At 59.7% G+C, this 13,403-nt stretch carries 6 protein-coding genes and 2 pseudogenes; 4 read left to right on the top strand and 4 right to left on the bottom strand.

The annotated features are described in order from the left end of the window. Positions 1-106 precede the first annotated feature (106 nt). Positions 107-1,903, top strand: coding sequence for a type III secretion system leucine-rich repeat domain-containing effector XopL (xopL, locus tag E4A48_RS02730; RefSeq protein WP_142741856.1), 1,797 nt, complete (start codon positions 107-109; stop codon positions 1,901-1,903). A gap of 128 nt (positions 1,904-2,031) precedes the next feature. Here xopL (E4A48_RS02730) and E4A48_RS02725 read toward each other — a convergent pair. Then, positions 2,032-2,454, bottom strand: a pseudogene (locus tag E4A48_RS02725) (copper homeostasis protein CutC); the annotation flags it as partial. Between E4A48_RS02725 and E4A48_RS20840 the strand changes: the two are divergent. The 3 genes and pseudogenes from E4A48_RS20840 to E4A48_RS02715 form a co-directional block, all read left to right on the top strand. Continuing rightward, positions 2,448-2,727: pseudogene (locus E4A48_RS20840) on the top strand (exo-alpha-sialidase); the annotation flags it as partial. The pseudogenes E4A48_RS02725 and E4A48_RS20840 sit on opposite strands and share 7 nt — an antisense overlap. 289 nt (positions 2,728-3,016) lie before the next feature. Then, positions 3,017-4,702 carry a type III secretion system leucine-rich repeat domain-containing effector XopL gene (xopL, locus tag E4A48_RS02720; RefSeq protein ID WP_185910705.1) on the top strand — a complete coding sequence of 562 codons (1,686 nt, stop codon included), beginning with the start codon at positions 3,017-3,019 and terminating at the stop codon, positions 4,700-4,702. A 19-nt stretch (positions 4,703-4,721) separates the two neighbouring features. Continuing rightward, on the top strand, positions 4,722-6,620 hold the full coding sequence (locus E4A48_RS02715) for a leucine-rich repeat domain-containing protein (RefSeq protein WP_185910704.1): 1,899 nt from the start codon (positions 4,722-4,724) through the stop codon (positions 6,618-6,620). A gap of 123 nt (positions 6,621-6,743) precedes the next feature. Here E4A48_RS02715 and E4A48_RS02710 read toward each other — a convergent pair whose 3' ends face one another. The 3 genes from E4A48_RS02710 to E4A48_RS02700 form a co-directional block, all read right to left on the bottom strand. Next, positions 6,744-7,466, bottom strand: coding sequence for a copper homeostasis protein CutC (locus E4A48_RS02710; protein ID WP_142743083.1), 723 nt, complete (start codon positions 7,464-7,466; stop codon positions 6,744-6,746). A 14-nt stretch (positions 7,467-7,480) separates the two neighbouring features. Next, positions 7,481-8,530, bottom strand: coding sequence for a N(4)-(beta-N-acetylglucosaminyl)-L-asparaginase (locus E4A48_RS02705; protein WP_142741853.1), 1,050 nt, complete (start codon positions 8,528-8,530; stop codon positions 7,481-7,483). A 479-nt stretch (positions 8,531-9,009) separates the two neighbouring features. After that, positions 9,010-13,059: an RHS repeat-associated core domain-containing protein gene (locus E4A48_RS02700; protein ID WP_221887389.1), complete on the bottom strand. Its 4,050-nt coding sequence runs from the start codon at positions 13,057-13,059 to the stop codon at positions 9,010-9,012. Positions 13,060-13,403 lie beyond the last annotated feature (344 nt).

Here is a 13,403-nt window from a genome sequence, read left to right as displayed (position 1 = left end):
GACATTTCGCCCACAGCACGAACAATTCGCCCTGAGGCGTGAACACGCCGCGCCGATGCCGGATGATGTTCGATCATCACGCAATGCCGCACGGTGAGAACCGCCCATGCAGCGCATCAATCGCAACAGCGCGCACACGGACAGAGAAGGCAGCAGTGCCGATACCCGCGGATCGTCTACGCCGACCCGCACGCCGGCACCTCCTGCCGAAGCGACGTCCGATCCTGGGGCAGCGGCAGCGATGCAACACGCGGGCCTATCCCCGCATGCGCCGAACCGTCAGCAGAGCCAGCCGCACTCCGGCGCTTCGTCCTCGGCCGCGTCGGGCACCGGTAGAGCGCTGACCAGGATGACGGCCCACATCGACAGGAACCTAACGGTGCGCCTCCCACCCGCGATGGCAGACTCTCAGTCCGCTGCCGCCCCCTCCCAGCCGAGCCTGAGAGACATCGAACGCGGGCGATTCCATGTCAACGCTGGCGATTCTTCGCATCCGGTGGCAAACCGCTTACTCAATGTACAGCTGGAGCAATGGGTACATACGTGCCTGGAAAGTTCCACCTCATGGAGGCAAGATTGGGAAGATGCCACCAGGAATATCAATGGTGTTCCAAAGGATCCACCCGAGTCTCTGCAGGCTACGGCAACCGCACTCAAAACAGCGGCCAGGCCACGCAGTAATTCATTGAAAATCCACTTTAGTGCGCTTCCGCATTTTCCGAGCGATATATCTCATTTCACCCACCTGAAGAAGATCGACATTAGATCCGCTGGACTCCAATCGCTGCCGGAATCCATTGGAGCAATGCGCAACCTTCGAGAACTGAAACTCATCAATAGCCCAGTGACGAAGCTGCCTGAGTCGCTTCGCGATCTTAGCCGACTGCAATCGCTGGAAATCGTCGGATGCAAGCGGCTCGAACGGCTCCCCACCTCACTGATAAGCATCGATTCCAGTGGATTGCACGGATTGACCAGACTCAGAAATCTGAGCTTGCACGGGAGCGGCTTGAGGCACGTTCCCGACTGTGTGACGCAGATGTACAAACTTGAGCGATTGGATCTCGGAGGATCGCCTTTGATGGCGCTTCCTCGTGACATAAACAACCTGAAAAAATTGCAGGAACTGAATCTGGAAAGGGCCAATATCCGGGAGCTGCAACCGACAGTTTGCGAGTTGCGGCGCCTCAAAAAGCTTGCGTTGGCGAACTGCACGCAATTGCGTGCGCTTCCGCAAAACCTGGGACAGCTTCAGGAACTTGAGGAACTCAACCTGCGCGGCTGCGACAATCTGACCGCGCTTCCTGAATCAATAAGACAACTGCCTGGCAATTGTAACATCAGAGTCCCACGGCATCTTGAGGATCAGCTCAACAGGCTGCGACCGGGAGCGGGAAGTCGAGCCAGGGAGATAGCGCAATATGCCGCGTCTTCTTCGAATAGCGCCGCTGGTCCAAGCCGCACACAGTCCCCACAGGAGATGGAAAAGGCCATCGCAAGAAAAAAAATCAACGAGCGTGCATACGCTGCACTTGATCTGATCGACGATGGCAAGAACCCGTTCATGAAGGGAAACCCACCCTTCGATCGGGAATTGGAAAACACCGGCCGCCGAATGACATTAGGTGAAATCCCGGGAATGCAGACGTTGGTTGAGGAAAGCAACAATCCCGAAACAAGATCCATACTATTAGGGAGACGCGGATTGGTCATGACAACAGACAAGGGAGCATATGACCAAAAAGCTGATGCCGTAAATTTTGACAATCTCAATAGAGCGTTGAACATGTGGCGAGAACGAGAGCACATCATCATCGCCGAACCATCTTTTCGCACACATTTCCCGGAGTTGGAACTTCATATCACCGAGCAAACACAAACGGGCGAGCACACCGATCCATAGCAGCAGGTACTGTAGTTAAATGTCCCCCGGCAAAGCCTGGGGCTTTAGATGTGCGGGCCGCTCAAAGCGGCTGGCGGGGGCGCTGCGCGCCCCCCTTGATTGGGCCGCCTGAAGGCGGCCCCGGTCACCTAAACAAACGCCGCCACGATGCGGCACACGTGCGCAACGTCGGTCCGCTGATAATCGCCGCCCATATCGCGAATGTACGCATGCGGGGCATGCACCTGCGCAACCACCGGACTGCGCGCCGAGACATGGAACTTACGCGCCCCGGTACCAACCCGCAAGGCACGCACATTCTGCTCGGACACATCGGCCCCCGGCATCACGCCAATGCTCCCGTCGGCCTGGCGCAGCAGCGCGGCGATGGTGCCGATGCCGTCCAGCGCCGTCGCCGGGGCGCCCGCGATCAGCACCCGCATCGTGTCCATATCGACCTCGCCGGCAGGATTCAGCACGCCCAGCACTGCCCCGTCGCAACCCAGCCGCACGCACTGCTCCAAGTCGCGGCGCATCGCCGCCACTTCCGCTGCGTCGAACACGAAATGGCCGCTGGCTGCTGGTCTACAACCCCACCGAAGCCGGCAAGGACTGGTGCGGCGGCCGCGGACCCTGGCGGTGGCGCTGTCCGCCGACGGCAACCACTGGGCCGCGTGCTGACCCTGGAAGACAGCGCCAAGGACGAATTCTCCTATCCGGTGGTGATCCAGACCGGCGATGGCCTGGTACACATCAGCTACACCTGAAAGCGCATCCGCATCAAGCACGTGGTGCTGAACCCGGCGCGGCTTGGCCGCGGCGCGACCACGCCCTCGGCGCACTGAATGCCACGACCGGCTGGCGCTGCACGCCACGCGCGACGAGCGGAAATTTCGTTTCAGGCATGGACGCTTCGTCCCTCGGCTTTGGCAAGGACCCGCAGAAGCCGGATGATCTTCGCTGATCTCGCAATCCACCAGCACAGGGATTCCAGCCGATATGTTTCGCCGTATGCTTCGCAGCAGAGCCGCCTCCGACGAGCAACGTAACAACGCCGACCCTCGCAGCCAAGGAACGCCGGCGCGGGTACCTGCGACTCCTGCGCCGGATGCGTCCACTCCGGCCAGCGCGGCAATGGAACTCGCCGGCCTTTCCCTGCATGCGCCGAGCCGGCAGCAGTCCCCGTCGCACTCCGGCGCTTCGTCCTCGAGCGGGCCGCGCCCCGCTAGAACACTGCGCAGGACAACGCAAATCGACAGAGACACAGTGCCGCGCTTTGCATCCGCGACAGAGACCTCCGAGCCTGCTGCCAACCTCTCGCCACCGCGCCTGAACACCGTCGAACGCGAGCGGCTCCAACTCCACGCTAGCGATTCTCCGCAACTGATGCGGGGACGAAACCGGCAACTCGAGCGACATCTGGATGAATGGGAAAACAAGTGCCTACAAAATACGAACTCATGGGCGCAAGAATGGCAAGAATCAATCCGGCGTATAGGAGAAGTTGAGACAAATCCAGCCGCCGCTGTGCAGTCTACGAAACATATACTCAAAGCGGCCGCAAGACCAGGCAGCAATTCATTGCGGGTCGAATATAGTGCGCTCCCGCATTTACCCAGCGATTTATCCCATTTCACCCACCTGAACAAGATCGACATTCGGTGCACCGGACTACAATCACTACCGGACTCCATTGGACAAATACACAACCTTCGTGAACTGACCCTCATCAACAACCCAGTGAAGGATCTGCCTCATTCGCTTCGCAATCTTAGCCAACTGCAGTCGCTGGAAATCATAGACTGCAAGCAGTTCGAAACGCTTCCATCCTTACTGGTGAACGTCGGCCGCGGTGGAGCGCAAGGATTGACCGGACTCAAAAACCTGAGCGTGCGCGGGAGCCGCTTGACGCGCGTTCCCGACTGCGTAACGTATATGCCCCATCTTGAGCAACTGGACCTCAAAGGCACCCGCTTGCGGATGCTGCCTCCCGGCATAAAGCACCTGGGAAAATTGCAGGAACTGAATCTGGAAAGGACTCGGATCCAAGTCCTGCAGCCGGAAGTGTGCGAGCTGCCGAGCCTGAAGAAGTTGCATTTGAAGAATTGCGCGGAATTGCGTGCGCTTCCGTCAAACTTGGGACAGCTTCGGCATTTGGAGGAACTCGACCTGCGCGGCTGCAACAATCTGGACACGCTTCCTCAATCGATCAGGGAACTGCCTGGCAATTGCACCATCAGGGTTCCGCAACATCTCCAGAATCAGCTCGACCCGTTGCGACCGCAGGCGGGACGTGCAGCAAGGGCGACGACACGGTATGCCGCATCCTCCTCGACGGGCGCCGCTGGTCCAAGCCGGCCACAAGCGCTGGCTCCACAAGCCGCGAGCAACGAAGCTTCAAGGAAAAAAATTACAAATCTTGCATACGCCGCATTGTACCTGATCGACAATAACAAAAACCCATTCATGGCTGATAACCCACCCATCGATCCGCCATCAGAATCCAATGACGACCGAATGCAGCTGGGCGAGATCCCCGCAGTCGCCACGATGATCCAGGAAAGCAACAATCGCGAGCTGAGAAATATAATCAAAGGAAAAAATGGAAAGGTCATGGAAAAAGGCAAAGACTCGTACTACCGAGAAAATGAAAAGGTAACCAATATCAACCTCAGCAGCGCCGTGAACATGTGGCGATCACGCGAGATGATCGCCATCTCCGAATCGTCTTTTCGCAACCGCTTCCCAGAATTGGAACTTCATATCTCCGAGCAAACGCAAACGGATGCCAATGCCGATCCGCAGCCTGCACGGGACTAAACGCGCACCCGCAGACCGTATGAAACCCTTGAATCCCATCGCCACCTCATCAGGTCGGCAAACCAACAGCACCGATCCTCGCAGACACGCTACGCCGACGCGAACGCTGGCAGCTCCTGCCGCAGAGGCGTCCGATCCGACCGGTGCGGCAATGGAACGCGCGGGCCTTCCCCTGCACGCACCGAGCAGGCAACACAACCTGCCGCAGGCAGGCGCTTCCTCCTCCAGCGCGCCTATGCTGCACAGGTCGATGCAAATGGACAGGAGCCAACCCTCGCTCGCCATATCCGCGATGGCGGCCTTGGAGCGTGCTGCCAGCTTGACGCCACCATGCCTGAACGACACCGAACGTGGGCGATTCCACTTCGACGCTGACGATTCTCCGCAGCTGGCGCAGAGACAAAAACCTGCACTGCAGGCACTGCTGAATCAATGGCTAGATGAGTGCAAGCAAACCTGCCCCTCGTGGCAGAAAGATTGGGATATCGAGATCGCGCGCATCAAAGGTGCCGATGAACATAGTTCCATGCCCACGCTTCTGCAGGAAACGGCAAACGCGCTTAGAACGGCGGCCGAGCCGGGCAAAGACGCATTGAAAGTTCATTACACTCCGCTCCCGCACCTTCCCAGCGATGTATCGCAATTCACTCACCTAAGCAAGATCGAGATCAACGCCGCGGCACTACAATCGCTGCCGGACTCCATCGGAAAACTACACAACCTTCGCGAACTGACGCTATCGAACAACCCGCTCAAGGCGCTGCCTGAGTCGCTTGGCGAACTTGCCCAGCTGCAGACACTCGCCGTTACAGACAGCAAGAATCTCAGGGAGCTTCCCCATAACTTGGTTGGCCGTCGCGCTTCCGGTGGAACGTGCGGCCTGACCAGACTCAAAATCCTGAACCTGCACGGTAGCAATGTCAGGTCTCTTCCGTCCTCTGTGACGCTCATGCGCGAACTCCGGCAATTGAATCTCAGCAAATCGCCCGTGCTGTCTCTCCCTGACGGAATAGAGAAAATGCAGAATTTGCGGGAACTCAATCTGGAAAACACCCCGATCGAAGGGTTGCCGCGGACACTTTGCCACTTGCCGGCGCTGAAGAATCTCAATTTGGAGAATTGCGTGGAATTGCGTGCGCTTCCGAAAGAACTGGGGCAGCTGCGGAAACTTGAGAGTCTCAATCTGCGCGGCTGCACCAACCTGAACGCCCTCCCTGTATCGATTAAACAGTTGCCTGACAACTGCGACATCAAGGTGCCGCAACGTCTTGAGGCCCAGCTCGCCAATTTGCGACAGCCTAACGCCGACCGCGCCGCGGCAGCGAGGCGTAGAAATAACACAGCATATTCTGTTGGATTCGGCGCTCCAGCCCGGCCAGCGCTGGCAACCGGCGCAACGGCAACTCTGGCGATGCGGCATCAAGCACGCCCAGCAGCGCCAGGCGCCTCCGCGTCGACTAACGCCGCAGGCCCAAGCAAGCTACCTGACAACGGGCCCCTGGCACAACGCACGAAAAGCATCCAAACCCGCGCGCGCGCTGCACTGGCCCTGATCGATGAAGGCAAGAATCCATTCGTACCTGGCAACCCCTCCTTCGGGCCGACATCAGAAAAAAGGAATCGCCCAATGACGCTGGGTGAGATCGGAACACTCAGGCAGATGCTCCAGGAAAGCAAGGACTATGCGAACGCAGATTTTCTTCACGTGGAAACACCCATACAAACACCTTCCGGAAAAATTTGCGAAAACACCGATGAAATAGACAGGGACAACCTCGTTGCATGCATGAGAATGTGGCAAGCACGCGAATACGCCGTGCTCGCCAAGGCAAATTACCGCGACTGCTTCCCGGAAGTGGAGCTATATGTCCCCAAGCAAGCCGATGCGCATGCCCACCCACAGCCGGCACAGAACTAGGTTCGCGCCCGCAGCTCGGGCGCGCTTCTGCGGACCGGCCATAGCGATCCTGCGCAGCGCGTGATGCCAGTCATGGCGTCCGTGACGTTGGCCGGCGCCTCCGCGCGGCGTGCACCAGTGCCGCTACGGTTCCTGCAACGCCGCCACGATGCGGCGCACGCGCGCAACGTCGGTGCGCTGATAATCGCCGCCCAGATCGCGAATGTACGCATGCCGGGCATGCACCTGCGCGACGACCGGACTGCGCGCCGAGGCATGGAACTCACGCGCCCCGGTACCCACCCGCAAGGCACGCACATTCTGCTCGGACACACCGGCTCCCGGCATCACGCCGATGCGCCCGTCGGCCTGGCGCAGCAGCGCGGCGATGGTGCCCATGCCGTCCAGTGCGGTCGCCCGCGCGCCCGAGGTCAGCACCCGCTCGCACCCAAGCGCGATCGCATCCTCCAGCGCCCGCGATGGATCGGCGCTGACATCGATCGCCCGGTGGAAGGTCACGCCCAAGCGGCCGGCCGCCGCGATCAGCACCCGCATCGTCGCCATATCCACTTCCCCGGCCGGATCCAGCGCGCCCAGCACCACCCCGTCGCAGCCGAGCCGTACGCACTGCTCCACGTCGCGGCGCATCGCCTCCACCTCCGCGGCGTCGAACACGAAATCGCCCACGCGCGGGCGGATCAGCACGTACAGCGGAATGGTCAGGCGATCGCGCAGCACCGCCAGCGTGCCGAACGACGGCGTCAGCCCGCCGCCGTCCAGGCCGCCGCACAGTTCCACCCGCATCGCCCCGCCGGCCTGCGCCGCCAGCGCCGAACCGATCGAATCGGCGGCCACTTCCAGCCCCATCGGCACGACCCGGCTCATGCGGCCGACGTCGCGAAATGGCTCTGCCCCGGCAGCAGCAGATCCTGCCGCTGCGCGTCGCAGACCGCGTAACTGAAACCGGGCTGGATCGCGAACGCACCGACCTCGCCGCGCCTGTTCATTGCCAGAAAGCCGACCTGCAGGTCGCGGGTCAACTGCGGCTTGCGTCGCACGATGCGCATCACCACCTCGCGGCAGGCCTCGGCCGGGCTCTTGCCCTGGCGCATCCTCTCCACCACCGCGAAACTGCCGACATTGCGGATCACTTCCTCGCCAACGCCGGTGGAGGTCGCCCCACCGACCTCGTTGTCCACGTAAAGACCGGCGCCGATGATCGGACTGTCGCCCACCCGCCCGTGCATCTTCCACGCCATGCCGCTAGTGGTGCAGGCGCCGGACAGATTGCCGTGCGCATCCAGCGCCAGCATGCCGATGGTGTCGTGGTTGTCCTTCCCCCCGGGCAGCGTGCCCTGCTGGTAGGCGCGGTTTTCGATGTTCGCCTCCGGCGCGTACTTGGACGTCTTCAGCCACGCCTTCCACGCTTTTTCCGACGACGGCGTCAGCAACTTGGTGCGCTCGAAGCCCTGCGCCAGCGCGAACTGCAGCGCGCCGTCGCCGACCAGCATCACGTGCGGCGTCTTCTCCATCACCCGCCGCGCCACCGAGATCGCATGCACGATGTCCTCCAGCGCCGCGACCGACCCGCAGCCACCGGTGTGATCCATGATGCAGGCATCGAGCGTGACCCGCCCATCGCGATCGGGATAGCCGCCCAGCCCGACGGTGGGATTGTTCGGATCGGCCTCCGGCACCTTCACCCCGGCCTCCACCGCATCCAGCGCCGCGCCACCGCGCGCCAGCACCTGCCACGCCGCCTGGTTGGCCGCGACCCCGAAATCCCAGGTCGAGATCACCCGCGCCGCACCCCGCGGCAGCGGCGCGACCCCGTTGCTGGCCGCGGCCCGGGCGCGCGGCAACGCCGCGGCCAGGCCGGTGGCGAGAGCGCCGAAGGCGGCGGTTTTGAGGAAATGGCGGCGTTCGTGCATGGGTGGGGCTCCGGCGCGGAAGGATGGGTGCGGCGCAAAAAGCATGCGCGGCTGGCCTTGCATCATGCGGCAGAGCGGAAGTGGAGTGAATGGGTGGCGATGACGACGACGCCCGGCCACGGCCAGGATCATCGCGTTGACGCAGTCCGCCAGCCGCTATCGCGATGGGGGCGCACCCACAAGGCTGCGGCATAAAATGCATGGCATAAAATGAGCCAGGAGAAATATCCGGTTCAAAAAGATATTTCCCCTGGTCCATTTTTCCAAAAACTACGTGTTCCTGCTGAAATTCTCGTACGCAATCGTTAGTACAACCATGCCTACTACGCCACACAAAGATAACCAGAACCCCCATCTATCCCCAACAGAACGGAAAGGCTTTCTTTTAGGAGAATTCATATAGGCAATCCAACGCATCCCACCACCAACCATCAAGCAAAAAACGCAAGAAAGCATCAACACGATGTAAACACCGTTCATCACCCACCCCCACATTTGCTGCATTCTTTTTTCTCTATAACAATGGCTTTTCCAACCCCGACAGAATAAAGGGAACCATCAAAACCTCCTTGAGATTGATGCCAACCCGAGCTTTTTGCTCCTGTATCGATCGACTTCCAAGCTCCGCCTATCATAATTTTCTGATAAAGCTGGTAGCCAGGGCCGAAAGATACGGATCCCACCGAAAATTTAGCATATGGGCCATTAAAAATATTTGGATCAGGCATACCATTGGCGTCCGAAAGCTCCACAGATGATCCAGTCATAGATATTGGATAGCCGATACCGCCACTCCCTCCAAAAGCCATGATGTATACATACGCAAGACCCCCATCAGGGCATGGCGAGGTAAGTTGATAAAAATCAATGAAACCGCCATACCGGCCCGCACCTCCACCTACACCGTAGCTATTTCCTTTCCATGTTGCTAAGCCCAAATCATCGCCATGATCCAAAGGCGCCTGCAAAGAGTAACCATAGGTATTTAGGCCACCACCTAACCCAATCGGATCACTCTGCCCATACCGCCCGGTGCCGGCATCGTAATCTCGGAAGTAGTTCTGATTGAGTCCCGTCGCCGCATCGTAGCGCTGCCCGGGGAAGCGCATATCGAATACGAACGCGGTGCCGTCCTTGTCCGGGTCCTGGTCCGGCGGGGTATTGCCGAAGGCTTCGCCCTTCAGATCCCATTTCCAAATCGCCACATCGCGGCTCGGGTCGATCACCGCGCGAGGGGTGCCCAGGTGGTCGGGCTGTACGTAGCGCAGGCTGTTCTTGGCCAGCACGCCGACCGGCAGGTCGTCCAGCCAGATCGCCTGCTGCAGCGCGGTGCCGTTGGCGTCGTAGGTGCCCAGCCAGTGCCCGCTCTCGTCGTACAGGGTGTAGGTGTTGGTCTTGTCCACCCGTAGCACCTGCTCGCCGCGGCCGTTGTAGCCGTACTTCATCACGACCGTGCCCGCGCGCTTGGCCTGGCTCATCCTACCCGTGGCGTCGTACGCGAACTCCTGCGCGGTGCCGCCGATGGAAAGCGTGTTGCCGATCGCGTCGTAGGTACGCGCGGTGCCGGCCACCGCGCTCAGGCGGTGGTTGGTGGTTGGGTAGGTGTAGCTCTGCGTGACGGTGTTGACCTTAGCGCTGAGCCGGTTGCCGGTGGCGTCGTAGCTGTAGCCGTCGATCACCGTGCCGGTCGGGCCGTCCTTGAACGCGGTCAATCGGCCCAGGGCGTCGTAGTCCAGGCTGACCACGGGTGCGGTGTTGCCCGCGGCGGTCAGGGCGCTGAGGTTGCCGGCTGGATCGAACGCGAAGCCGGTGCTCAGGCCGTCGCTGCGGGTGTCGTTGATCGCCAGTGGGCGGTAGTCCTGGTCCAGCACGCGCTGCATCGGGCGGCCGTTGCCGTAGGACCAGCTCGCGACCGGGCCGAACGGGTAGTAGGTCGCGTTGTTCAACAGCACCTGGCGTGTGCCGCCGGCCGGGGTCACGCCCACTTCCGTGGTCTGGCCCTGGGCATTGCGCACGTAATCCACGGCGGCACCATCTGGGTAGGTCAGCCGGCTGAGCTGGCCCGCCTTGGTATACGCGTAGCGCAGCACGAACACCTTGCCGTTGGTGGTCTGCACCTTGCGCACCAGATCGCCGAAGCGGTCGTAGCAGTAGTCGGTGCTGCCGCTGCCGTCCTGCATCCGGGCCAGGCGGCCGATGGCGGAGGTTTCGCCGCTGGCGCACGTGGTCTGGCTGACGTCGTAGGTGTAGCTGACGTTGAGGCTGGTGGTCGGATAGGCCAGCTTGGTCAGCCGGTTGAGGGCGTCGTAGCTGTAGGTGGTCTTGATGTTGCGCGCATCGATCTGCGTGGCGCGGTTGCCGGCGGTGTCGTAGGTGTATGTGGTGACGCCGGTATCCGGGCTGGTGAGCTTGGTCAGGTCGCCCAGGCCGTTGTAGGCGTAGGTGGTATCCAGGCCCTTGGGGTCTGTGACCTTTGTCAGGTTATCGAGCGCGTCGTAGCCGAACTTGGTCTCCGCGGCGATGCCGCCCACGTCCTGCAGCGTGCGCGCCAGGCGGTTGAGCGGGTCGTAGTCGTTTTGCGTCTTGTGCCCGAGCGCATCGGTGACGCCGGCGGTGTTGCCGTTGGTGTCGTAGCCGAAGTCGGTCGGGTCGCCGCTGGCGGTGGCCTGCGTTGCCAGCTGGCCGAGCTGGTTGTAGACACGCGACAGCGTGCGCTTGAGCGTGCCCGACGCGTCCTTGGTGTCTTCCTTGACCCGGTTGCCGGCGTTGTCCAGCGTGTAGTGCAGCGCGTTGCCGGCATTGTCGGCGATATCGGTCAGGCGGTGCGCTGCGTCGTAGGTGAAGGCGGTGAAGGCGCCGTCCGGCTGCGTCACCTGCTTGACCAGGCCGGTCGGCCAGTAGTCGATCAGGGTGATGCGATCATCGCTCTCCGTGGTGCTATCGGCACCGCGCACCTTGCTGGCCGTGAGCCAGCCGCGCGGGTGGTAAGTGTAGTCGGTGATGGTGCCGTTGGCATCCTTCACCGACAGTACGCGGCCGGCGCCGTCGTAGGACAGGTACTCGGTGACCTGGCCCAGGGCGCTGGTAACTTTCCAGAGATCGCCTTTGCGGTGGGGGCAGGTGGTCGGAGCGCTGGCGCAGGTGCTGTCGTCGTAGAAGTAGTAGGTGTAGTGCTGCAGATCCGATACGTCGCTGCGCGGGCCATCGACCGAGGTCACCAAACCCAACAAGGGGCAGTTTCCGGCGTCGATGTCGGACTGCTCACAGTACGTCGTGGTAGAAGTGCGGGTCGTGCCAGCCACCGGATCGGTGCGAGACGCCGTTAGCGCTTGGCCGCGGACGTTGTAGGCCCAAGAAGACTGGGCGACCAAGACATCCGCAGCGTTGTACACCTGCCGCTGCGTTGGAACAGCAAAACTTGCATGCCAAGTTGTTTTGATTTTTTTCTTACGGCCACTGGTGTCGTTTACTGCGATGGTGCGACTCGTCTCAAGCCCCCTCTCATCATTTGTGTAGTAGGTTTGCCCTCCTAGGAAATCCACGGACTTCCCCATCATCCCATATTGATCGTATTCAACACTCGCGAAGCATGAGCTACAGGCAATGTCTGCGACAGACGCAGAGGAAATTTTTCTACCGGCTTTTACTTTAACGTACCCATATCGGGCCGACGACATTAGGGGTGATGTGATGGTAGCGCCAAGACCATCGTCATCGTACTGGATTGAAAAGGCTTCAACCCCTCCTGACAACGATGTGGCAGTTGCCCTGCCAAGCCCATCGTAGTGGAAGTCCGCCAACCTTGTTTCCGACACACTGAGATCTGCCTCAGAAATGCCCGTCATGGCGCTGAACTTCCATTTTGACGTAGACCCACCACTAGAAATGTGGTCATCCTCACCGTAATGATAGAGTCGCTGAAATCCGTCCGAATACTTGGATTTTATCAAATTCCCATGATTATCATAATCATAAGAAACTGACGACCCATCAGAAAATTCAACTCTTGAAATAAAATAATCAGAATTTACGATTTTTCTATAAGTGAATTTTATTTCCCGCCCCTTCTGATCCACTACGCGCTCAAGAAGCCCCTCCATTCGATAGTGCAGTTCTTTACGATTCCCTTCACGATCGAAGACAGCAACTAACCTACCATTTACATCATACTTTTCAGACACACCACTCTTCCTGCCTAACGTCCATCCATCGCTATCCTTGAACAAGGCCAATCCCGCTTCGACATTGGACAGCCAGACACCAGCATTCAGAGTAAATCTGACAATCCGTCCGGTATTGCTGACTAAGTTAACATCCGTCGGAGCTATCGAGCCATCATCGGCTTTCGTCCCATTCGCTACCTCGATGTATCCTTCAAAAGAATGAAGCCAGTGGACTCCAAACGCTCCCGAAGGCGAACCACCATAGCTATTGTAGTACCTGGAAAAATCCAGAAATCCGTCGGCGGACTTGTAGTCCGTTTCGACCTGATAGCTGTTGCCAATCGAAGGATTGATTGGATCACCCACAGATGGAGAAGCCGAGCAGCAGACTGGTCCAAGATCGCTGATATGATCCTCGCCAGGCTTTCGACAAACCATTCCACCAACCGCATTCTCTGCAATCGAGTAGCCATCTGGACAAACAGCATGGCCATATTGATTCCATGTTATATTTCCACTATCGCCAGTCGCATAACATACAACTTCTAGAAGAGCCCGCCCCCTTGACTCTGGAGCGCAGAATTCCTGGCAGTGGCGACTGGGCTTTGTGTTGGACACTCCATACCAGCCCATGCCGAAACGGGAATTTGCGGCGCACTCACTCCAGTCAACGTCAAACCACTGTAACCATGATCCATCTGATACCGGCA

This window comes from Xanthomonas translucens pv. cerealis, from assembly GCF_006838285.1.
Taxonomy (GTDB): Bacteria; Pseudomonadota; Gammaproteobacteria; order Xanthomonadales; family Xanthomonadaceae; genus Xanthomonas_A; species Xanthomonas_A cerealis.
This window is presented reverse-complemented; position numbering and strand designations above follow the sequence as displayed.

What these genes read in the sequence shown, in the direction of transcription:
- E4A48_RS02710 (WP_142743083.1), bottom strand. Translation starts at nt 7,466, where the DNA reads ATGGGGCTGGAAGTGGCCGCCGATTCGATCGGTTCGGCGCTGGCGGCG.
- E4A48_RS02705 (WP_142741853.1), bottom strand. Translation starts at nt 8,530, where the DNA reads ATGCACGAACGCCGCCATTTCCTCAAAACCGCCGCCTTCGGCGCTCTC.
- E4A48_RS02715 (WP_185910704.1), top strand. Translation starts at nt 4,722, where the DNA reads ATGAAACCCTTGAATCCCATCGCCACCTCATCAGGTCGGCAAACCAAC.
- xopL (WP_142741856.1), top strand. Translation starts at nt 107, where the DNA reads ATGCAGCGCATCAATCGCAACAGCGCGCACACGGACAGAGAAGGCAGC.
- xopL (WP_185910705.1), top strand. Translation starts at nt 3,017, where the DNA reads ATGGAACTCGCCGGCCTTTCCCTGCATGCGCCGAGCCGGCAGCAGTCC.